Origin of the sequence: Rhodococcus xishaensis (assembly GCF_004011825.1) — a bacterium.
GTDB lineage: Bacteria > Actinomycetota > Actinomycetes > Mycobacteriales > Mycobacteriaceae > Prescottella > Prescottella xishaensis.
The window spans coordinates 232,805-253,406 of the sequence record NZ_RKLO01000006.1 but is presented as its reverse complement, the minus strand read 5'-3'; the positions used below and the strand labels follow the sequence as shown (position 1 = coordinate 253,406).

Here is a 20,602-nt window from a genome sequence, read left to right as displayed (position 1 = left end):
ACCACGACGGCGCCCCGGCGGGCTCTCAATCGCTATCTCCCATCAGGTACGCCCGCTGCACGGATTCGAGGTCTGCGGCGATCTCGGTCGCCGTACCTTCCCGGATGACACGACCGCGCCGCATCACGTAGACGCGGTCGGCCACCTCGAGCACCTGTCGAACATGCTGTTCCACCAACAGCACTCCGACACCATCCGAGGTAGCGGCGGAGCGGACCACCGCGAGCAGCCGGCTGACGATCTGCGGTGCCAGTCCTAGTGACAGCTCGTCCGCCAGCAGCAGTCGCGGCTTGCGCGCCAGCGCACGGGCGAGCGTGAGCATCTGTTGCTCGCCGCCGGAGAGCAGCCCCGCCTGTCGACGTAACAGCGGGCGCAGATCCGGGAAGATCACGCATGCCGCGTCAGCGGAAACCCCTGCTAGACGCAGGTTCTCGGCCGCCGTGAGCGTCATGATCATCGATCTTTCCTCGGTCACATAGCTCAGACCTCGTTTCGCCAGCTGCGGTAGCGAAGCCCTCCGCGTCTGCCCGAGCGCCCGCGCCTGACCGGAGATCGGGGTCAACTCCCCCACTGCCGTGCGCATCGTCGTGGTCTTACCGGCTCCGTTGGCGCCGATAAGGGCTACCACCTCGCCGGGCCGAACCGTCAGGTTCACGTCCCGGCACACCGTGACACCACCGTATCCCGCACTCACACCTTTGAATTCGAGGATGTTCGTCCGCTGCTCGGTCGTCGTCACGGTGTGACTCCTGTCATCTCGCTGTCGTCGTGTGTTCCGAGATACGCCACCCGCACCCTCTCGTCAGCGGCAACCTCCTCCGGAATACCGTCCGCGATCACCCGCCCGCCTTCGAGGACAACGATCCGATCGCATGTCGACATCACCAGATCCATGTCGTGCTCGACCAACAGCACTGCCGCCCTACGGCGGTCCGCGAGCATACGGATTCCGTCCGCCAGCTCGCGACTCTCCACCTCGTCCAGCCCGGCGGCAGGCTCATCGAGCAGGACGACCGAGGGCCCCGCCGCGACCGCTCGAGCGATGCCGACGAGTCTTCTTCTCCCATAGGCGAGTTCGCCCGGCATCGCGTCGAGATCGTCTTCGAGCTCGAAGTCGACGACCGCGGCGGACGCCGTTGCCGAGAACCGGTGTCGGCCAGGACGGATCAGATCCGTCAGCCACGTCCACCACGGAGCGTCGTCCGCGCCGGCGTGGATGTTCTCGGCAACTTTGATGTCCTCGAAGAGTTCGAGCGACTGGAACGACCGCCGCATCCCCGCCCTCGAACGCCGTGCGGCGCTCCACTCGATCACGTCGACTTCGCCGAGCAACACCTGCCCCCTTTCGGGAGCAACGAAGCCGGTGACGGCGTCGATCACCGTGGTTTTGCCGGCACCGTTCGGGCCGATGAGCCCCACCACTTGCCCCGGGGCTACCTCGAGGCTCACCCCGTCGACGGCCGTCACACCCCCGAAACGCACCGTGAGATCACGCAGCGCGAGGCCGCGCGGCGGTACCGGATCGAGGTCGAAGTCCCTTACCTCCTGCAGGTCGTGCACGTAGCTATGCCGTGGGCGGTGCCGCCGGAACCGACGCTCGACCGCCCCACCCACGCGGGACAGCATGTCGGCGATGCCGTTCTGATTGGTCAGCAGGATCACGATCAGCACGACACCGCCGATCAGCGTCGAGACCGCTCCGGACGTCGCGCCGCCCTCGAACAGGCGGCTCAGCAGTGCACCTGGAGCGAGCAGCCCGCCGATCACGGCGCCGAGCACGTACCCCAGGCCTCCGGAAACGGCCTGCACGACGGCGTTGATCGACGCGAAGACATTGAACTCGAAATACGTGACGGCAATGTTGCGCAGTCCCAACAGGATTCCTGCAGCGGCAGCCAGACCGGCGGCTAGCGCGAAGGCGTAGATCTTGACCGCGAACACGCTGATCCCCAGCGACGCGGCGGCGCGCTCGTTGGTGCGCACCGCGATCAGCCGTCGTCCGGTTCGCGAGCGCCGCAGGTTTGCGACCATGAGGGCACACGCCACGAGGACGAACAGACACAGCAGGGCCCACCGCTCGGGGTGGTGGGCGGCCGAAACGTCGAATCCGAGCAGGCTCACCGAATCGATCCGCACGGCACCCTGTACCTTGTCACCGGTGAAGGTGGGGTTGTTGAACACCATCTCCTGGATCGTGAAGCCGAGACCGAGTGTGACGACGGCAAGATTGACGCCTCGGGTCCGCAACGCCGGGAGCGCGAACAGCACACCTACCAGGATCACCCCGACGATGGCGACCAACGCTGCCGGAATGAGCGGCCATCCCGCCTGGCCGATCAGTCGCGCTGCGACCAGAGCACCGAGTCCGCCGACGGTGTACTGCGCCAACGACAACTGTCCCGCGAACCCGGACAGCACCACGATCGACAGCAAGAACACTGCCGCGGCAAACGTCGCCGTCAGCGACCGCAACCAATCGCCGCCGGACCCCACCACGACACCGATCACCACGACTGCGACAATCGCTGCCGGCCAAACGATCCGCCCCGTCCCCAGTCTCGGGAGCCGGTCGGTCACGTGGCTACGCAGTGGCAGGCCTTTCCCGCGCACGACAAGAACGACGAGGATCACCAGGAACGGGACCGCACGATTGATGCCGGTGAGCGTTTGCATACCGAGCAGATCGCGGATGTCGTCCTGGTAGAGAACGACAACGCTCTCTCCCACGCCGAGGAGAAGCCCGCCGAGGAGCGTGAGCGGAAAAGACCGGAATCCGCCGAGCAGCGCGGCCGCGAGGCTCGAGACCGTGACGATGACGACGAACGCAGTGGGCGTGAGTCCTGTGAGCGGTGCGACGAGGATTCCGGCGGCGCCCGCGAGGCCACCGCCGACGGTCCAGGTCAATGCGGCCAGGCGCTGCGGTGACCACCCGAGAGCGGCTGTTGCACGCTCGTTCTCGGAAGCCGCTGTGATCGCGAGTCCCACTCGGGTGAAGCGGGTCGCCGCCCACAACGCCACCGTCGTTGCCACCGCAATGCCGAGCAGGATCAGGCGGTCCTGCTGCACCACGATGTCGCCCCAGTGATAGACGTCGTTCGGCAGGAAGGACCGTACCCGGGTCGATTTCGATCCGTAGAACTGCTGGACTCCGGCCTGGAGAATCACCAGGAGCCCGAGTGTCGCGGCAAGCCGGACGATCGGCGCCGCGGTCGCCAGCCAGCGCAACACCAACTGGTGGAACAGGAATCCGATTCCCGCGACCACCAGCACGGCCACCACGAACGACGTCAGGAACGACCAACCCTGCTCACGCTGAAAGGTTTCCAGGCACACGTAGGCCGCGACCATCGCCATCGCGCCCTGCGCGAAGTTGACCACGCCCGATCCGCGGTAGACCAGCACCACCCCGTGCGCGAGCAGGGCATAGGCCGAGCCGGCGCCGAGCCCGAGGATGGCGAACTGCAGCAGTTCCGTCATGCGAACCTCCGGGGAGACCGGTGCGGGTCCGGTTCGCTGGGCCGGACCCGCACCATCAGGGCTACTGGATACGCAGGTCGAACATGTTCGGGTCGGTGACCACGACGTCACCGTCGAAGGCCATCTTGTACATCATCGTGTTGGACACCCTCTCGAAGATGCCGAGCGGCTCCACATCATTCGGCGTCCAGGTCGGCACAAGACCGAGCATGTCAATGTCCTGTGCGTTCTCGAACCCTTGCATGACCGTGGCCGAGTCGATGGTGTCCAGTGTCGAGGCGACCTCACCGAATGCGCGGACCGAAAGCCACGAGAATATCTCCGTGCCGTTCAGGTTCTGCCGTTCGAGATCCTCGCTACCTGCGGCGCGCATGTCGTCGAGAAACGGCTCCAGACCAGGGAAGTCGTCGGTGCTCGACGAGGGTGCGGGAACCGGACTCGTGTAGATCGCCGACGTCGCGAAGGATCCAAGGTTCTGGAGGTCTTCCTCGGTGAAGCCGGTTGCCGCCAATGCGAATCCGAGATCGGAGCTCAGCTGCTCGAACGCATCGGCGATCTGGTTGGCCTCGGTGGCTGGGAGCGCCATGATCACGCCCTGCGCGTCGTTGCGTTCGGCCGCGGCAATGAACTGTGTGTAGTCGGTCGCTCCCGCACCGACCGCCACCTCGTTGACGATCTCAGCGCCCTTGGCCTGGACCGCCGGGGCCAGCATCTGGCTCAGCATCGCCGCGACCGGCGAGTCGGGACGCATCAATGTCAGCTTGGTCTTGCCGTCGGACACCAGCGCATCGATGTTCGCGTAGAGGGTCAGCAGCGATCCCGCGAACGGTGTGAACACATTGGCCGCGGTGAAGTCCGCGATGGCCATGGGGTTCATGCCGATTCGCGGGATTCCGGCCGTCGCGAGGATCTCGGACACCGAATCCGGCGAGGCCGGTGTGAAGTCTGCGAGCGTCGCAGTCACGCCCTCGCTGACCATCTTGTTCGCACAGTCGACTTCCTTGTTCGGATCACCCATCGAGTCACACTGGATCAACTCGAGCGGGCGTCCGGATACGCCGCCGCGGGAATTGAACGCCTCGATCGACGCCGTCATCCCGGCAGCCTGGCTCGCGACCGACAGGCCCCCGGCCTCGATCGAGAGGATCTGGCCGACCTTGATGGGCTCGCCGGTCGCGGCGTTCATGGGCGTTGCCTCGGAGTCGTCGCTGGCGCAAGCCGAGGCCACGAGGCCGACGGCTGCGAGGGCTGCGATGGACGGAGCAAAGGTCTTCAGTTTCACGTGATGTCCTTCCCGGTGGGCACTGCACTTCCGGAACCGGGCACCCCTACTCGAACCACACGCCGTCCCCCTTGGCGCCGCCTGGTGCCCTTCCGACTTGCCGCAGGAGCGTAGTTAAACATCGAGCAATTTTTGGGCGATTCGGACAATTGCCTGCAAATCACCGGTGCCCAAGAGGACCTCGAGCCTCCCACTATGCCCAGCTCACCTATGGTTATCACTCGAGAAGCAACCGGTCGTAGCGGCCGAGCACCGTGGAAGCGGGCATGATCGAAAGATGATCGACCACCGCACCGCCCGCAACATGGCCCGGGTCTTCGCGGCAGCCTGCGGCGCGCTGGGCGCCGCCGGGCTGGTCGCGTCGATGATCGCAGTGGACCGACGTATCCCTGTCCTGCTGGCTGCGATGACCCCGACACTGCTCGTCATCGCTCTCGGCGGCGCCGTTGTCGCCGCAGTGGCCAGGGAGTGGGCCGTCCAGGCGGCATGTCTCACCGTCTGCGCGGTCGGCGCGGCAGTGCTCGCCCCCCTCTACATCCCCGGCGCCAGCGGCATCGATCCCGCCGACGCCACGGGTCCCACGGTTCGTCTCATGCAAGCCAATATCAAAGTGGGACAAGCAGATCCCGTCAACCTGGTTGAAACGGTTCGTGACCGTGAGGTTGACATTCTCACGGTGCAAGAGATCACCGACGAGTCGGCCGAGGCGTTGCGCGCAGCCGGACTCGGTGAGTTGCTGCCACATCAGTTCGTCGTCTCCGACAGCCCCGACGGGTTGGGTGGCGCAATCTACAGTCGCTTCCCGCTGTCGAACACCCGCCATCTCGCGGGATACCTTTCGGCCAATCTCACTGCGGACGTCGACGTTGGCCTCGAGGAACCGCTTGCCCTCGTCGCTGTCCATCCCGCGCCCGCCTTCCTGTTCCCCGCGAAGATGTGGGCCGAGGAACTACGCGGTGTGCGCGACGAGATGGCGGCGAACACCTTGCGTGACAACGTCGTCGTAAGCGGAGACTTCAACGCGAGCTACCCGCAGCGCCAGTATCGGGACCTGCTCGCCAACGGCTACGCCGACGCTGCCGACCAGGTGGGCGCCGGACTGGTGCCGACCATGCCGGCCAACAGGTGGTTTCCCGCCGTCACCGGCATCGACCGGATCATCACCAAGGGCGCCGTCGCAACCAGCCTCGACCGCATCGAGATCGTCGGATCGGATCATCACGGCTTGGTGGCCGACATCCGATTACGTGGCCCCGGTGATCCCACCGCCGTGGCACCGCCCGGCGATCGGGCGGCCGCTCAGCCGAATCGGCCCGAGATGTAGTCCTCGGTCGCCTTCTGTGCGGGGTTCGAGAAGATCTTCTCGGTGTCGTCGATCTCGACCAGTCGGCCCGGCTTGCCGGTGGCCTCGAGGTTGAAGAACGCCGTCTGGTCACTCACACGGGCAGCCTGCTGCATGTTGTGCGTGACGATGACGATCGTGAAGTCCTGTTTGAGTTCGGTGATGAGGTCCTCGATCGCGATCGTCGAGATCGGGTCCAGCGCCGAACACGGCTCGTCCATCAGCAGCACGTCGGGAGAGACCGCGGTCGCACGGGCAATGCACAAACGCTGCTGCTGACCGCCCGACAGGCCACCGCCCGGCTTGTCCAGACGATCCTTTACCTCGTTCCACAGGTTCGCGCCGCGCAGCGACTGCTCGGCGATCTCGTCGAGCTTCCGCTTGTCGCGCACGCCCTGCAGCTTGAGCCCCGCCACCACGTTGTCACGGATGGACATCGTCGGAAACGGGTTGGGACGCTGAAACACCATGCCGATCGTCTTGCGCACACCGACCGGGTCGACGCTGGAGGCGTAGATGTCCTCTCCGTCGAGCAGGACCGAGCCCTCTACTCGGGCACCTGGCGTCACCTCGTGCATGCGGTTGAGCGACCGCAGCACCGTCGACTTGCCGCAGCCCGACGGGCCGATGAACGCGGTGACACTGCGCGGGGGGACCGACAGCCCGACATCGGCGACGGCGTGGAACTTGCCGTAATAGATGTTGACGTCCTTGAGATCCAGACGCTTGGCCATTCAACGGCTCCCTAGTGGTGTGAGCGTTAGCTCGAGTATCAACTGACAAGGCCCGCGGCGTGAGCCGATCGGGCTGATCGACGCGGTTGCGGTACTCACTGTTTACGCACCGACGTGAAGTGACCGATTACCTTCGCGACGACGTTGAGGATCGCGATCAGCAGGATCAGGGTCAGCGCCGCGCCCCAGATCCGGTTGGACCCGGCATCGGTCGGATTGTTCATCTCCGCGACCATCACACCGGGCAGGGTGCCCATCTCCCCGCCGAACAGGTCGAAGTTGATGAATGGCGCGTAGCCGACCAGGATCAAGAGCGGAGCGGTCTCACCGAGAACACGGGCGAGGGCCAGCATGACGCCGGTGATGATGCCCGGCAGCGCGGTGGGAACGACAATGCGCGCAATGGTCTTCCACTTCGGCACGCCCAGCGCGTAAGACGCCTCCCGCAGGTCGGTCGGCACGACCCGCAGCATCTCCTCGGTGCTGCGGACCACCACCGGAACCATCAGCAACACCAGGGCGAGGGACACCGCGAACGCCGACTTGGGGAAGCCGAAAGTCGCGATCCACAGCGCGTAGATGAACAGGGCCGCGACGATCGACGGGACACCCGAGAGGATGTCGACCATGAACGTCGTGAGCTTGCCGAGCCGCGAGTTGCCCGCATACTCGACGAGGTAGACGGCTACGAACAGGCCGAGCGGAACCGCCAGGATTGCGCACACGAGTCCCTGCATGAGGGTGCCGACGAGGGCGTGGTAGACGCCGCCACCCATCGCGGAGGCGGACAGTCCGCTGAACGAATTCGTGAACCACGTCTGCGACGTGATGGCCGGCAAGCCCTCGACGACGACTGTCCACAGCACCCACACGAGCGGCACGAGTGCAACGATGACAGACAGGGTTACCAGGATCGTCGCGGTGAGATCGGTGAGACGTCGCCGGAATCCGACGCCCTGGAACGCGGGCGCCTTGATCGGCCTGTCGAGAACGCTGGTCATCGGTCAGTCTCGCTTTCCGGCGATCGCGGCGCGAGCAGCCGCATTGACCACGAAGGTGAGCACGAAGAGGACCAGACCGGCGGCGATGTAGGCGCCCGCCTGGATGTTGTTGTTGAACTCGGCGTATCCGAGCGCGATCTTGGAGGCGATCGTCGAACCGGAATCATTGAGCGAGAGCCATGTCGCCGGTATCGAGGTGGTCCGCAGGATCATGTACAGCGCCATCGTCTCACCCAACGCGCGCCCTAGGCCCAGCATCGAGCCGCTGATGTAGCCGGACTTACCGAACGGAATGATCGTGGTGCGCACCACTTCCCAGCGGGTGGCTCCGAGCGCGAGCGCCGCCTCGATGTGCGACTTCGGAGTTTGTGCGAACACCTCTCGAGTGACCGCTGTGATGACCGGCAGGATCATCACCGCCAACACGATGCCGGCCGTGAAGACAGTTCCACCGGCGTCGATCGAACCGGAACCGTCCGCGAAGAAGGGGATCCAGCCGAGATGTTCGTTGAGCCACATCGCGACCGGCGCGGCGGCCGGAGCAAACACCAGTAGACCCCACAGGCCGTAGACGATGGACGGCACCGCGGCGAGCAGATCGATCGCGTATGCGAGAGGTCGCGCGAGGCGCGCCGGCGCGTACTCCGTGAGGAAGATCGCGATACCCAGCGCGACCGGCATCGCGAGGATGAGCGCAAACACCGAAACCTTCACCGTCGTGATGAACAGGTCCATGACGCCGAACGCCATGTCGTCGATGTTCGTGGTTTCCCATACCCGACTGGTGAGGAAGCTGGCCTCGTTGCGCTGGAGCGCGGGAACCGCGCGCCAGACCAAGAAGATGCCGACGGCCGCGACGAGCAGCGTGACGAAGACCGCAGACCCCGACGCTAGTGACCCGAAGATCCGATCGGCTGGACGGGTGACCGTCTTGGTCTTCGTTGCCTGTGAAGAAGTGATCGGGGCCTCCGGAGTGCCGCTCGGACCGCCCACCTCGGCCCCGCTGCCCGCGGGGCCTGTGGCGCGTGGTGTCGACTGTGTGCTCGCGTCAGTCATCTGCGCTCATGTTTCTCTGTCCGAATATAGACGGGCGGTCCGAGGGTTGATAATTCGCGATCAGCCGATGGCCGCGATCGATTCGTCGAGCTTTTCGCGGAACGATTCCGGCAGCGGCACGTACCCCTGCTCACCCAGGGTCTGCTGGCCCTCGTTCGCGGCACTGGTCAGGAACGACTTCACCGCGGCGGCGGTCTCTGCGTCGTAGCCGCCGGAGCACACGATCTCGTAGGTCGCGAGGACCAGCGGGTAGGCGCCGGCCTCGTTGGTGCCGTAGATCGACGTCAGGTCGAGCGTCATGTCACCCGTGCCCGAGCCCGCGAACGCCGCGTCCTCGATGGCCTTCGACGCCGTCTCCAGCGTCAGCGCCACCGGGCCGGATCCGGTGTCGATCTGCGCGGCCGGCAGGTTCTGCTGATCGGCGAACGATATCTCGACGTAGGTGATCGAACCGGGATCGGAGGAGACGGCCTGCGCGACACCGGCCGAGCCCTTGGCGCCCTCACCGACGCCACCCATGAAGTCCGAGCCCGCGCCGGCGGTCCAGGCACCGTTGGATGCGGCCATCAGGTACTTCTGGAAGTTGTCGGTGGTGCCCGAGGAGTCGGAACGGGAGATCGGGCTGATCTCCTCGTCCGGCAGCGCGGCATCGGGGTTGAGTTCGGCGATGGCCGGATCATTCCATCGCGTGATTCCCCCGTTGAAGATCTTCGCAATGGTCTCGCCGCTGAGCACCAGGTCGTCGACGCCGTCGAGGTTGTACGCGAGCGCGACCGGACCGAACACCAGGGGCAGGTTCCACGGGTCATTGCCCGCGCAGCGCTCCCTGGCCAGATCGGCCTGCTCCCCGTTGATGGCCGAGTCAGAGCCCGCGAAGTCGACCTGGTCCGCAATGAACTGCGTGCGGCCGTCACCGGAGCCGCTGGGGTTGTACGCGACGTTGACGGACACACCCTTCTGCTGGCAGGCCGCGATGTAGCTGGAGGTGAACTGGTCCATCGCGTTCTTTTGCGCGGACGAGCCTGCGCCGGAAAGCCTTTCCTTGCCCTCGCACGACGCCTCCGATGCCGACGTGTCGACGGTCGACGATCCAGCGTTGTTGTCGCTGCCGCAGGCCGCCAGGGTCATGGCGCCGACGGCCACCACTCCGAGCAATGCGCCGTTTCGCTTGAGGTTCACCCTTGTCCTCCGCTGTTCTAGCGTCTGGCCCGTAATCGGGCGGCATGGTGGCACGGGCCTGTACAGGTCCGCACCGGGCAGCCCTGCGCTACCCAGCCCAGAAACTAAGGAACCGCGGTAGCCAGATGGCCCTCCTTCGGTGAACGGGAGATGAACACCCTAGGGGAATCTCGCGAGGCGTGGGTCACACTGGCGGTCGCATCGATCAGTCAGGCCGCGACGTGTCCGCGTCAGTCGTGCCGCGACGCGTACGCGACGTCGATGTGGAACTGCTCGAACCCGAGCCGTTCGTACGTGTGCAGCGCCGCGGTGTTGTCGCCCTCGACGTACAGGAGCACCGTGCCGAGACCTCGGTCCCGCAGGTGGTGCAAGCCCGCCAGAGTCAGCACACGGCCCAGGCCGCGCCCCTGCGCCGCCGGATCGATACCGACGACGTAGACCTCGCCGAGCGCCGGGCTGCCGTTCTCCGGCGGGTGAACCTTGGTCCAGTGGAAGCCGAGCAGGCGGGTCGCGTCGACTGCGGAGTCTCCGCCGCTCGGGAAGGCGAGGAACAGCCCCTCCGGGTCGAACCACGCCTCCGCGCGACGCTCATCGATCTCGCGTTGTGTCCACGTCCCCTGCTCCGGATGCCAGGCGAACGCCTCCGCGTTGACCCGCAGCAATTCGGCGTCGTCCTCGTGGCCACGGTAGGTCCGTAGCGTGACTCCCTCGGGAACGACGACGTCGGGCAATTGGGGCGTCGTCAGTGAACGCCGCAGCTGCAGCAGTTCGCGGGCACCGACGAGGCCGAGTCGCCGCGCGACGGCGATCGCGGCCGGCAGATTGCCGTGCGCCCACACCCGGGTGCCCGGCCCGCCCGCCCGCAGCACCTCCGCGACCAGCCGTCCGCCGATACCGGCACCGCGGTCCGAGGGATCCACGACAACCTCGGCCATCGGCGGATGGTCACCGTGGCCGGGCTCGAGCTGGGCGTAGCCGACAACCGCACCGTCGACAGTGCTCACCAGGTGCCGGGCGTCGCCCGATCCTTCGAGGGCGTGCACCGCCTGCTCGGACACCGGTGCGGTCCCGTCCTCCACCGTGGCTCGGTCGATGAGACGGCGCACCACCTCGACCACTGGTGAATCGATCCAGTCGAGTTGGTGACGCTTCATCTAGTACGCCGATTCGTTGGTAGGGGTCAGGTCCTGGGCCTCCGAATCCGAGTCCGAATCCGAGTCGGGGGATTCGCCCTGGGAGCCGGGACGGTTCGGGGTACGCGCCGGCCGCACCGCCTTGTATCCGACGTTGCGGACGGTACCGATGAGGGACTCGTACTCGGAACCGAGTTTGGCGCGCAGGCGTCGGACGTGAACGTCGACGGTACGGGTGCCGCCGAAGAAGTCGTAACCCCACACCTCCTGCAGCAGCTGGGCCCGGGTGAACACCCGTCCCGCGTGCTGGGCCAGGTACTTGAGGAGCTCGAACTCCTTGTAGGTCAGGTCCAGGGGACGACCCCGCAGCCGTGCGGTGTACGTACCCTCGTCGATCACCAGTTCGCCGAGGGTGATCCTTCCCGCCGATTCGGGACTTTCCGGACCGCCGTTACGGCCGACGAGCAGGCGCAGCCGCGCATCGAGCTCGGCCGGTCCCGTCGTCGGGAGAAGGATGTCGTCGAGACCCCAGTCCGAATTGACCGCGACGAGGCCGCCCTCGGTGAGCACCGCGACCACGGGGACTGCCGATCCCGTACTACCGAGCAGCCGACACAACCCGCGAGCAGCGGCGAGGTCGGTCCGCGCATCGACGATCGCCACGTCCGCAGAACCCGCCTCGAGCAGGGACGACACTTCTGTCGGAGCGGGGCGCACGGAATGCGACAGCAGAGCCAACGAGGGCAGCACCGTCTCCGGATTGGGGTCGGAGGTCAGAAGAAGTAGCTCCACTCAACCTCCCTCTCTCGCGGCGCGGGTGCCGGCGAAGGGCCGACACCGAGTGGACCGACGTTCTTGTTCGCGCACAGATTAGCGCGACTTCGCAGCTTACCGTCCCACCGGTACCTGGCATCGCCGGTAAGAATGGTGCAGTGCGGAAACTGATAATCGGACTGGCGTGCCTTATCGGACTCGTTGTGGTCGTCGACTTCGGCGCGGCCGCCTACTCCGAGTACCAGGTCTCGCGTGCCCTGCGCGAGGGCGGCTCCCTCACCGCCGACCCAGAGGTCACCATCCACGGCTTCCCGTTCCTCACCCAGGCGTGGAAGGGCAAATACGACGACGTCGAGGTGCGGGCACGCCAGGTGCCGAACGAGATGATCGGGGACGTGACGATCGAGGCGACGCTGAACGGGGTGTCGGTCCCGGCTTCCGCGATCGTCGAAGGGTCGGTTCGCGAGGTACCGGTCGACCACCTGGAAGGTCGGATGATGATCGACCCCACCGATCTGGGAAAGTTCCTCGGCATTCCCGACCTGCAGGTGTCTGCGCCACCGGCAGACAGGTCCGACGGCACCGGGGGCTCGGGCGGCTCCGGCTCCCCGACCACCGGCGGCATCGTGTTCACGGGAACCGTGCCGGTGGGCCCGCTGCAAGAGTCGGTCAGCGTGCAGGCCGACCTGGTACTGCGCGGCGAGCAGTTGATGATCGTCGCCACCGACTTCTATTTCGGGCCGGAGGGTCAGGAAGACTTTTCGGTGCCTACTCCGCTTCGGCAGGGCGTGCTCGACCGCTTCACCAAGACGATCGACCCGCAGTCCCTGCCATTCGGCGTGATTCCCACCGACGTCTACGCGCAAGGCTCCCAGATCGTGATCGAAGGATCGGGCGACGACCTGATCATCAACCTCGACAATCTGCAGACGAAGGTGTGACCCGACGCGTCTTCTCAGCCCCCGACGACCCAAGTCCTCGAGAATTGGGTACGCTGCACCACGTGTTCGCCAACCACGAGCTGATGCTCACCCGTCGCCGCGCAGTCGATCTGTGCCGCCTCGGTGGTTGTTGCTGTCCCTGCTGTTGATCACGACGGTCGACTCCTCGTCCCGTAACCAGCGTCTCCATCGCTGACCGACGTTCCCGTCCGTGATCGGTGACCTGCCGAATCCGCCGCAAACGGCCTGATTCCCGGGACCACCCCCCTCAAGACCGCACGAGCCGTGCTCGCGCAGCCTGTTCACGAATTCACCACACGCCGTAACGAACCGAAAGGACAATCCATGGCTCGCTCCGACGTCCTGGTCTCCGCAGACTGGGCCGAGCAGAACCTCAGCGCCCCCAAGACCGTCTTCATCGAGGTCGACGAGGACACCGCCGCGTACGACGGCGGCCACATCGAGGGCGCGATCAAACTCGACTGGCGGAAGGACCTGCAGGACGGCGTGCGCCGCGACTTCCTGAACCAGGAGCAGTTCTCCGCCCTCCTGTCCGCGAAGGGTGTCGCCAACGACGACACCGTGGTGCTCTACGGCGGCAACAACAACTGGTTCGCGGCGTACGCCTACTGGTACTTCAAGCTGTACGGCCACAACGACGTCAAGCTGATCGACGGCGGCCGCAAGAAGTGGGAACTCGACGGCCGTGCGCTGTCGAAGGAGACGGTCACCCGTCCGGCCACCGAGTACAAGGCCTCCGCGCCCGACACCTCGATCCGCGCGTTCCGTGACGACGTGATCGCGGCGATCGGCGCGGCGAACCTGGTCGACGTCCGCTCCCCGGACGAGTACTCGGGCAAGATTCTCGCTCCGGCACATCTGCCGCAGGAGCAGGCTCAACAGCGCGGCCACGTCCCGGGTGCCATCAACATCCCGTGGAGCACCACCGCCAACGAGGACGGCACGTTCAAGTCCGACGAGGACCTCGCAAAGTTGTATGCGGACAAGGGATTCGACGATTCCAAGGAGACCATCGCTTATTGCCGCATCGGTGAGCGCTCGAGCCACACCTGGTTCGTGCTGCAGGAGATCCTCGGCAAGAAGAACGTGAAGAACTACGACGGCAGCTGGGTCGAGTACGGCTCGCTGGTCGGCGCACCAATCGAGTTGGGAGCATAAGAGATATGTGCGGAGCACCTGTTCAGACCCAGACCCTGCCCGCTGGCGTGAACGTCGAGACGGAGACGGTCATCACCGGCCGTGTGCTGTCCGCTGATGGCCAGCCGGTCGGTGGCGCGTTCGTCCGTCTACTCGACGGCACCGACGAGTTCACCGCCGAGGTCGTCGCCTCCGCGACCGGCGACTTCCGATTCTTCGCTGCCCCTGGGGACTGGAAGGTGCGTGCGCTGTCCAGCTCCGGCAACGGCGACGTACGGCTAAGCCCGTCCGGCGCAGGCGTCCACAACGTCGATGTGACGGTCGCCAAGTAGATCGATCCTTGCCGCAACCGAAGAGGGGCGTCGTTCCAACAGGAACGGCGCCCCTCTTCGGTTTGGCCCTTGGGACCCGGTCTAAGATGGGCGCCGTGGTCATTTTCTTCGAGGTTCTGCTTGTTCTTGCCGCGCTCCTGATCACCTGGTTCTCGCTTTACGTCGTGTACCGGCTGGTCACTGACAAGCCGTGAGTCAGGGCCGGGAAACGGACCCCGAGTCGACGCCTCCGCACCGTGACGGCGCCGATTCGGACGTCGTCCGAGGTAGCGGTGACCGCGCGGTCGCAGGTGCGGCGGAGCGTGCGAAGGAGACTGCGGGGCGCAACATCGCGAACCTGCCCGATCTCCCGTTGCCAGACACTGCCAACCTGCGCTTGGGGCCGGACCTGCATCCCGGAATGCTCGCATTGCTGCCGATGGTCGGCGTGTGGCGTGGCGAGGGGGAGGGTCGCGATCCCGAGACTGGCGACTACCGCTTCGGTCAGCAGATCGTCGTCTCACACGACGGTGGCAACTACCTGTCGTGGGAGTCGCGTTCGTGGCGTCTCGACGACACGGGCGGCTACGCGGGCCCGGATCAGCGCGAGACCGGCTTCTGGAGGGTCTCCGGTGACGGTGCGCCTGGTAGCGAAAACGAGGAAGCGCTCGAGCTCTTGCTCGCGCACGCGTCCGGGGTCGTCGAACTGTTCTACGGTGAGGCCCTGACGCAGTCGTCGTGGGAGCTGGCGACTGACGTGGTGATCCGTAGCCAATCCGGTGAGCTGATCGGTGGTGCCAAGCGCCTGTACGGCATCGTCGAGGACGGTGACCTGGCCTACGTCGAGGAGCGTGTCATCGCCGACGGAGCGCTCGAACCTCGTTTCTCCGCGCGTCTGCAGCGCTACATCGGCTGAGAGACCGCGGTCGCGACCGTGTAGCCGATGCGGTCCCGGTTGATGTAGTCACCGAGCCGACCTACGTGGATCAAGGAAGCGCCTTCAGAATGTGCACCACTGGGGCGCCCGTCAGGTGCTCGCCGAAGGTGTTCATCCACGCTTGAAAGTGCGGCGTCTGCAGGTGAGCGTCAAATGCCTCTTGACTCTCGAATACCTCGAGCACGACGAAGGTTCTGACGGCGGTTGTGGATTCGAAAATCTGGTACGACACACAGCCCTCTTCCTTGCGCGTCGCCACCTCCAGTGGCGGGAACCCGTCTCGCACCATTTCCTCGGAGCCCGGCTTGGCTTGAACGGTTGCGACGACATGCAGATCGGACATCGGCCACCCCTCACGTAGCCCAGCCACCCGCGGGCCGGTCTGAGAAGAAGCATATCGGCCCCTGCCGCGCGCGGCCCCCGAGAAGCTGAGACCCCCGAGATGCAGCGACCCCCGAACCCGTCCATTGGCGACGCTAGGCGCGTCGTACATGGGATTCCGGCCTGGACATGGCCGGAGGGTTCGGGGGTCGGGTAACTGCCTGGGATTCGCCAGCCGCAAGGCGGTCAGTGAATTCCGAGAGCTCCGCGGCTAGCTGGCAGCCACCTCACGTGTCCGTTTGTCATTCAACTTCAGACCACCTCCTTCCTCGTGTACGGAAGAAAGTACGCCCTCACCCGAACTGTCGGCAATGACTTTTTCGGTCAAAGGGGATCGGGGACAGGCGAACCGATCATGTCGGCGGAGCCGAGGCGGTGGTCAAGCATGGTGAGCAGGATCGAACCCGACCGGATCGTCGGCACGGTCCCCCACGTCACCCCGGTCGCTGCCAACTGTCACGACTCGGTCCACCCGCGTTTCGGGGGGCAGCTGATGCGTGACGAGGACCACCGTGCGATCCTCCTCGACCAGGGAGGACTCCCGGTCGAGGAGGGAATGAAGGATCGCCGCGCCGTCCGCGGCGTCGAGATGTTCGGTGGGCTCGTCGAGCAGCAGCACCCGGGCCGGCGACACCAGTGCCCGCGCGAGCAGCAGTCGTCGGCGCTGGCCCCCCGAGATCGCTCGGGCACCACCACCGAGCGGCGTGTGCACGCCGCGTGGGAGCTGGTCGACCCACTCCCCCAGGCCGACGGCATGCAACGCCCCGAGGGCGGCGGCGTCGGTCAGGTCACCCCGGGCCACCCGGAGATTCTCGAGGACAGACGTGTCGAAGATGTGGGCGTCTTCCGCGAAGAAGCCGATCATGCGATGCAGGTCGTCCAGCCGGTAGCGCTCGAGCGGTGTTCCGTCACTCGACACGGTCCCACCGCAGGGCGGCAGCAGTCCGGCCAGCGTCATGAGGAGCGTGGTCTTACCGGCTCCGCTGGCACCGACGACCGCGATACGGCTTCCCGGAGCGATGTCCAGGCTGACTGGTGCGGTCGCGCGTTCGCTCCCCGGCCACCCACAGCGCAGCTCGCGGGCACGAAGGTGGCCCGGCCCGGACGGCACCTCCGTCCCTTCCGGCCGCGGCTCACCGGCGCGGTCGACGAGAGCGAGAATCCGCCCCGACGCGATCCGGGCCCGGGTCAGCGCGACGGCAGCCGCCGGCAACGCGCCGGTCGCCTCGAAAGCGGCAAGCGGCACGAGCACCAGGATCGCGAGCGCCATCGGCGTCATCCCGCCGGGTGTGCCGCCGTCGGGTCCGTAGAGCGTGATGCCGATGAGCAGCGCACCCAGGACACTCGCCCCGATCGCGAGCGGCGTCGCGGCAGCAGCGAACGCCGCCTGCATCGTCGCGCGATCAGTGGCGCGGACGGCCGCCCGGTTCGTGGTCTCGGCGCGTCCGAGGACATCGCCGAGGCGACCGGCCACCCGTAGCTCGGCGGCGTGATCGAGCGCGGTTACCGCGGTCTCGCTGAACACTGCCGACGCAGCCGCGCTCTCCGACTCGGCCAGACGGGCCGCACGCGCTGACAACCACGGTGCGAGTACGCCGGACACCAGGAGCGATGCCGCCAGGACGAGCGCGGCGTCCGGCGAGATGAGCCCGAGCAGCATGACCGCGCTCAGCGCCAAGACGCAGGCAACCGCGATCGGGATCAGTGCTCGCACCACCACGTCCCCGAGCGCATCGACGTCGGCACCGGTGCGGGCCAACAGGTCTCCGCGTCGAAGACCCGCCGCGGCGGCGGGGTCACCGTCGGCGAGACGTCGATAGATCATCGTCCGCGCCGATGTCGTGCCACGGAGCGCAGCGTCGTGTGTCGCAAGACGCTCGAGGTAGCGGAAGAGGCCACGGGAGATACCGAGGGCGCGCACGGCGACCACCGCCACCGTCAGGTCGAGCACTGGCGGCATCTGCCACGCCCGGGTGATCAGCCAGGCCGACAGAGCGGCGAGGGCGAGGGCGCTGCCCAGGGTCGCGACACCCGCGGCGACGGCAGCCAGAATCCTACGCGGTGACAGGTCGAGCAGGCGGATCGCCCGCAGCAGATCACGATTCATGAGTCGCGCCGCTCTCCTTCCTGGCTTCGACTTCGATCACCCGGTCCCCGATGGCCAACACGCTGGGCCGGTGGCCGACCACGACGACTGTGCGTCCGGCTCGGGCGAGTTCACGCAACGACGTCAGCACCGTCCGTTCGGTGTCGTCGTCGAGGTGTGCGGTGGGCTCGTCCAGCAGTAGCACCGACCGCGGCGACACCAGCAGTCGCGTCAGGGCCAACCTCTGACGCTGACCGAGGGACAGTCCCAGCCCACCGGCCCCGACCACCGTGTCCCATCGGCGCGGCAGTTCGAGCAGCACCGAATCGAACCCCGTTGCGCGACACGCCTGTTGGAGAACATCCGACTTGAGGTCGACGTCACCGACCAGTGCGAGGTTCTCCGCGAGCGTCCCCGGAACGATCACCGGATGCTGTGGCAGCCAGGCGATCTGCGCCCACCACTGCGCTGGGTCGAGTTCGGCTACGTCGACACCGCCAACCCGGACCGAACCGTCGTCGGGGGAGGTGAGCCCGAGAACCGTCTGCAATGCGGTCGACTTGCCGGACCCGTTGGCGCCGGTGAGCACCGTCACCTCGCCAGGAGCGCATCGTGCATTCAACCGGTTGGGGGCGGTGCCCGATCGCGACCGTACGGTCAGCCCAGCGAGTTCGACGACGGCACCGCTCGCGTCGACCATGACGGTGCCGGACTCCACGTGCCGCGGCGATCGGTCGAGCACACCGAATGCCCTGGTGGCGGCCGCGAGACCGTCCTCGGCAGCATGGAACTGCGCACCGACCACGCGGAGCGGCAAATACACCTCGGGAGCGAGAATCAGCGCGACGATGCCCGGTTCCAGGTCCATGTCGCCGAAGACCAGGCGCAGGCCGATGCTGACCGCAATCAGCGCCACCGACAGCGTCGCGAGCAGCTCGAGCACCATCGACGACAGGAACGCTACCCGCAGCGACGACATCGTGGTCTTGCGATGCGCGTCGCCGAGCTCCCGAATGCGGGCCGCCGGCCCGTGCTCCCGTCCGAGCGCCCGCAACGTTGGCAGCCCTGCGATCAGATCCAACAACTGGGCCGACAGCCGAGTCAGCGCGGCCAGCGTTTGCTCGGACTTCCCCCTGGTGAGAAGCCCGATGAGGATCATGAACACCGGGATCAGCGGCAGTGTGACGACGACGATCATCGCCGAGGTCACATCCTGGAAGAGGATCACCACGAACGTCGCCGGCGTCAGCGTCGCCGCCAGGATCAGCGCGGGAACGTAGCCGGTCAAATACGGCGCGAGTGCCCGCACTCCCCGCGTCAGGACCGTCGCGATCTCGTCGCGGCGCGGGTCGAGGTCCCGCGGCGGCATCCGCACCGCCGCCCGTAGCACCTCGACCTCGAGTTCCGAGACCACCCGGTTGGCGGCCCGGTGGGTGTAGCGCGCGTGCAGCCATGCCACCAGCACCCTCACAGCTACGGCGGCGGCCAGCAAAATCAGATCGGTGCGCCAGTCCGCGACGGTTCGCCGGTCCGATGTGATGACCCCGGCGAGGATCGTGCCGATCAGCACCGCCGAGACGATCACCATCGCGACGTTCACGACGGACAGCACCACGGTGAGAACCAGGTAGCCGCGCGCCGACGCGGAGTACTTCCACAGGCGGGGATCGACGGGACCCCTCCGTCGTCCCGCCTCCTCGTTCCCCGCCCGTCGTCGCGACGGGGCGGGGCGATCGGTCCAGGTACTCATCGGACCACGGTTCTCATCCGGCCTTCGTGGATCCGGCCTTGGGTGGCAGTCCGATCGACGGCGGGATGTGCTTGGTGGAGATCCGCTTGCGGAACACCCAGTACGTCCAACCCTGGTAGATGAGCACGATCGGGGTGAGAACCACTGCGGCCCAACTCATCACCATAAGGGTGTAATGGCTCGACGACGCGTTCTCGATGGTGAGACTGAACGCCGGGTCGGTCGTCGACGGCATCACGTTCGGGTACAGCGATGCGAACAGCAGCACGCTCGTCGCGATCACCGCGAGCGTCGTGAATGCGAAGGCCCACCCTTCGCGCTCGGACCGGGTCAAGAGCGCGATGGCGATGACGGCGACGGCGGCGATGGCCACGAGGATCCAAGTCCAACCCTTGCCGTAGGCCAACTGGGTCCAAAGCACGAACCCACCTGCGATCGGCACGGTAGGGATCGCGAGCTTCTTCGCCAGGTCCGCGGCGTCGATTCGGACGTCGTCGGCTGTCTTGAGAGCGATGAACACCGCGCCGTGCAACGCGAACACCAGCGCGGTGGTGATCCCACCGAGCAACGCGTACGGGTTGAGCAGGTCGAAGAAACTCGACGTGACCTTCTTGTCGGCGTCGATCGCAACGCCGCGCACGATGTTCGCGAACGCGACGCCCCACAGCACCGCCGGCACCCAAGAGCCGATCATGATCCCGAGATCCGCTCGCCGACGCCATCTGTCGTCGTCGATCTTGCCTCTCCACTCGATCGCACAGATCCGCAAGATGAGTGCGACCAGGATGATCAGCAACGGTAGATAGAAACCGGAGAACAGCGTTGCGTACCAGTCCGGGAAGGCCGCGAACAGCGCGCCGCCACCGACGATCAGCCACACCTCGTTGCCGTCCCATACCGGCCCGATCGTGTTGATGAGCACGCGGCGACGGTTGTCCGTCTTGCCCAGGACCGACATCAGCATGCCGACGCCGAAGTCGAAGCCCTCCAACACGAAGTAGCCCGTGAAGAGCACCGCGATGAGAATGAACCAGAATTCTTGCAGTCCCATGACGCTCTC

Annotated in this window: 18 protein-coding genes; 5 read left to right on the top strand and 13 right to left on the bottom strand. The window is 66.3% G+C overall.

Going from position 1 to position 20,602, the window contains the following annotated elements:
* Positions 1-25 precede the first annotated feature (25 nt).
* From EGT50_RS15335 to EGT50_RS15325, 3 genes are all read right to left on the bottom strand, one after another.
* Positions 26-739 (bottom strand): ABC transporter ATP-binding protein, encoded by a 714-nt coding sequence (locus tag EGT50_RS15335; protein WP_127955525.1) that lies wholly within the window; start codon positions 737-739, stop codon positions 26-28.
* Positions 736-3,477: an ABC transporter permease subunit gene (locus EGT50_RS15330; protein ID WP_127955524.1), complete on the bottom strand. Its 2,742-nt coding sequence runs from the start codon at positions 3,475-3,477 to the stop codon at positions 736-738. Before EGT50_RS15330 ends, EGT50_RS15335 begins: the two co-directional genes overlap by 4 nt.
* A 61-nt stretch (positions 3,478-3,538) precedes the next feature.
* Positions 3,539-4,759, bottom strand: a complete 1,221-nt coding sequence (locus EGT50_RS15325) for an ABC transporter substrate-binding protein (RefSeq protein WP_127955523.1) — start codon at positions 4,757-4,759, stop codon at positions 3,539-3,541.
* A gap of 277 nt (positions 4,760-5,036) precedes the next feature.
* Here EGT50_RS15325 and EGT50_RS15320 point away from each other — a divergent pair, with 277 nt between their 5' ends.
* Entirely contained in the window at positions 5,037-6,083 is a 1,047-nt protein-coding gene (locus EGT50_RS15320) for an endonuclease/exonuclease/phosphatase family protein (RefSeq protein ID WP_127955522.1), read from the top strand.
* On the opposite strand, the gene pstB is transcribed toward EGT50_RS15320, so the two are convergent.
* The 6 genes from pstB to EGT50_RS15290 all read right to left on the bottom strand — a co-directional run bounded on the left by pstB (position 6,059) and on the right by EGT50_RS15290 (position 11,996).
* Positions 6,059-6,835, bottom strand: coding sequence for a phosphate ABC transporter ATP-binding protein PstB (pstB, locus tag EGT50_RS15315; protein ID WP_127955521.1), 777 nt, complete (start codon positions 6,833-6,835; stop codon positions 6,059-6,061). The genes EGT50_RS15320 and pstB overlap by 25 nt on opposite strands.
* 95 nt (positions 6,836-6,930) lie before the next feature.
* Positions 6,931-7,836 carry a phosphate ABC transporter permease PstA gene (gene pstA, locus EGT50_RS15310; protein WP_127955520.1) on the bottom strand — a complete coding sequence of 302 codons (906 nt, stop codon included), beginning with the start codon at positions 7,834-7,836 and terminating at the stop codon, positions 6,931-6,933.
* Positions 7,837-7,839: 3 nt separating this feature from the next.
* Positions 7,840-8,892, bottom strand: a complete 1,053-nt coding sequence (gene pstC / locus EGT50_RS15305; protein WP_127955519.1) for a phosphate ABC transporter permease subunit PstC — start codon at positions 8,890-8,892, stop codon at positions 7,840-7,842.
* A gap of 60 nt (positions 8,893-8,952) precedes the next feature.
* Positions 8,953-10,071: a phosphate ABC transporter substrate-binding protein PstS gene (gene pstS / locus EGT50_RS15300; RefSeq protein WP_127955518.1), complete on the bottom strand. Its 1,119-nt coding sequence runs from the start codon at positions 10,069-10,071 to the stop codon at positions 8,953-8,955.
* A 230-nt stretch (positions 10,072-10,301) separates the two neighbouring features.
* Positions 10,302-11,225, bottom strand: a complete 924-nt coding sequence (gene mshD, locus EGT50_RS15295) for a mycothiol synthase (RefSeq protein WP_127955517.1) — start codon at positions 11,223-11,225, stop codon at positions 10,302-10,304.
* On the bottom strand, positions 11,226-11,996 hold the full coding sequence (locus EGT50_RS15290; protein WP_127955516.1) for a winged helix-turn-helix transcriptional regulator: 771 nt from the start codon (positions 11,994-11,996) through the stop codon (positions 11,226-11,228). It lies immediately after the preceding gene.
* 140 nt (positions 11,997-12,136) lie between these two features.
* Between EGT50_RS15290 and EGT50_RS15285 the strand changes: the two genes are divergently transcribed.
* The 4 genes from EGT50_RS15285 (at position 12,137) to EGT50_RS15270 (ending at position 15,304) form a co-directional block, all read left to right on the top strand.
* Complete coding sequence (locus tag EGT50_RS15285) at positions 12,137-12,919, top strand: LmeA family phospholipid-binding protein (RefSeq protein ID WP_127955515.1); 783 nt, start codon at positions 12,137-12,139, stop codon at positions 12,917-12,919.
* 345 nt (positions 12,920-13,264) lie between these two features.
* Complete coding sequence (locus EGT50_RS15280) at positions 13,265-14,098, top strand: sulfurtransferase (RefSeq protein WP_127955514.1); 834 nt, start codon at positions 13,265-13,267, stop codon at positions 14,096-14,098.
* A 5-nt stretch (positions 14,099-14,103) separates the two neighbouring features.
* Positions 14,104-14,409, top strand: coding sequence for a DUF1416 domain-containing protein (locus tag EGT50_RS15275; RefSeq protein WP_127945760.1), 306 nt, complete (start codon positions 14,104-14,106; stop codon positions 14,407-14,409).
* Between the two features lie 190 nt (positions 14,410-14,599).
* The gene (locus EGT50_RS15270; RefSeq protein WP_127955513.1) at positions 14,600-15,304 is read left to right on the top strand and encodes an FABP family protein; all 705 of its coding nucleotides are present in this window, start codon (positions 14,600-14,602) and stop codon (positions 15,302-15,304) included.
* Between the two features lie 70 nt (positions 15,305-15,374).
* Here the strand turns inward: EGT50_RS15270 and EGT50_RS15265 are convergent, their stop codons facing one another.
* The 4 genes from EGT50_RS15265 to cydB all read right to left on the bottom strand — a co-directional run bounded on the left by EGT50_RS15265 (position 15,375) and on the right by cydB (position 20,593).
* Complete coding sequence (locus EGT50_RS15265; protein WP_127955512.1) at positions 15,375-15,668, bottom strand: putative quinol monooxygenase; 294 nt, start codon at positions 15,666-15,668, stop codon at positions 15,375-15,377.
* Positions 15,669-16,085: 417 nt separating this feature from the next.
* Positions 16,086-17,813 (bottom strand): thiol reductant ABC exporter subunit CydC, encoded by a 1,728-nt coding sequence (gene cydC / locus EGT50_RS15260; RefSeq protein WP_127955511.1) that lies wholly within the window; start codon positions 17,811-17,813, stop codon positions 16,086-16,088.
* The gene (gene cydD / locus EGT50_RS15255) at positions 17,803-19,542 is read right to left on the bottom strand and encodes a thiol reductant ABC exporter subunit CydD (protein WP_127955510.1); all 1,740 of its coding nucleotides are present in this window, start codon (positions 19,540-19,542) and stop codon (positions 17,803-17,805) included. The genes cydC and cydD overlap by 11 nt, the downstream gene beginning before the upstream one ends.
* A gap of 13 nt (positions 19,543-19,555) precedes the next feature.
* Positions 19,556-20,593, bottom strand: coding sequence for a cytochrome d ubiquinol oxidase subunit II (gene cydB, locus EGT50_RS15250; RefSeq protein ID WP_127955509.1), 1,038 nt, complete (start codon positions 20,591-20,593; stop codon positions 19,556-19,558).
* Positions 20,594-20,602: the final 9 nt, after the last annotated feature.